Raw genomic sequence first — 1,067 nt, 5'->3', positions numbered from 1 at the left:
TGCCGACCGGCGTGCCGACGCAGGTGGCCATCAGCACCATCACGAACGAGCCGAAGATGGCGTTCGAAAGACCGCCAGCCTCGTTGGGCGGCGGCGTCATCTCGGTGAACAAGGCCAGGCTCAGGCCGCCCAGGCCCAGGCGCACCGTCTCCCACAGGATCCAGACCAGCCAGAACACGCCGAACGCCATGGCCGCCAGCGACAGCGCCAGCGCGATGCGGTTGACGCGCTTGCGCCGCGCGTACATGGCGCGGCGCGCCTGGGCCAGGTCGGCGGCGGAGATCAGCTTCTGTGCCGTGCCGCTCATGCGCGTGCTCCTTCGCTCTTTTGCAGGCGTGCCAGCAGCACCTTGGACAGCGCCAGCACCACGAAGGTGATGAAGAACAGCACCAGGCCGAGGTAGATCAGCGACGCCTGGTGCAGGCCCTCGGCCGCCTCGGCGAACTCGTTGGCCAGCGCCGAGGTGATGCTGTTGGCGGCCTCGAAGACCGACAGGGAATTGAGCTGGTTCATGTTGCCAATCACGAAGGTGACGGCCATGGTCTCGCCCAGGGCGCGCCCCAGGCCGAGCATGACGCCGCCGAGCACGCCGGTCTTGGTGTAGGGCAGCACCACCTTCCAGACCACCTCCCAGGTGGTCGCGCCCAGGCCATAGGCCGACTCTTTCAGCAGCGCGGGCGTGACCTCGAACACGTCGCGCATGACGGCGGCGATGAACGGAATGATCATGATGGCCAGGATGATGCCGGCCGACAGCACGCCAATGCCCACCGGCGGCCCCGACACCAGGGCGCCCAGGTAGGGCACGCCCTTGAACAGGGTCTGCAGGGGCTGCTGCACGTAGGTGGCCAGGATGGGGCCGAACACCATCAGCCCCCACATGCCGTAGACGATGGACGGCACGGCCGCCAGCAGCTCGATGGCCGTGCCGAGCGGGCGCTTGAGCCAGGCCGGCGACAGCTCGGTGAGAAACAGCGCGATGCCGAAGCTCACCGGCACCGCGATCAGCAGCGCGATGAACGAGGTCGCCAGCGTGCCGTAGATCATGACCAGGCCGCCGTACTCGT

Annotated in this window: 1 protein-coding gene and 1 pseudogene; both read right to left on the bottom strand. The window is 67.9% G+C overall.

Translation table 11 applies throughout. The features are described from left to right. A pseudogene (locus QZH66_RS16765) lies at positions 1-307 on the bottom strand (hypothetical protein); the annotation flags it as partial. Next, positions 304-1,067: phosphate ABC transporter permease subunit PstC (gene pstC / locus QZH66_RS16760; protein ID WP_305806994.1), on the bottom strand; the 764-nt coding region annotated here is incomplete at its 5' end. The gene pstC and the pseudogene QZH66_RS16765, both read right to left, overlap by 4 nt.

The sequence above is a fragment of the Stenotrophomonas sp. YIM B06876 genome (assembly GCF_030711595.1).
In the GTDB taxonomy this organism is placed as follows: Bacteria; Pseudomonadota; Gammaproteobacteria; order Xanthomonadales; family Xanthomonadaceae; genus Stenotrophomonas.
Note: the sequence above shows the minus strand (reverse complement) of the source record. Positions and strands in the feature narration are given on the sequence as shown.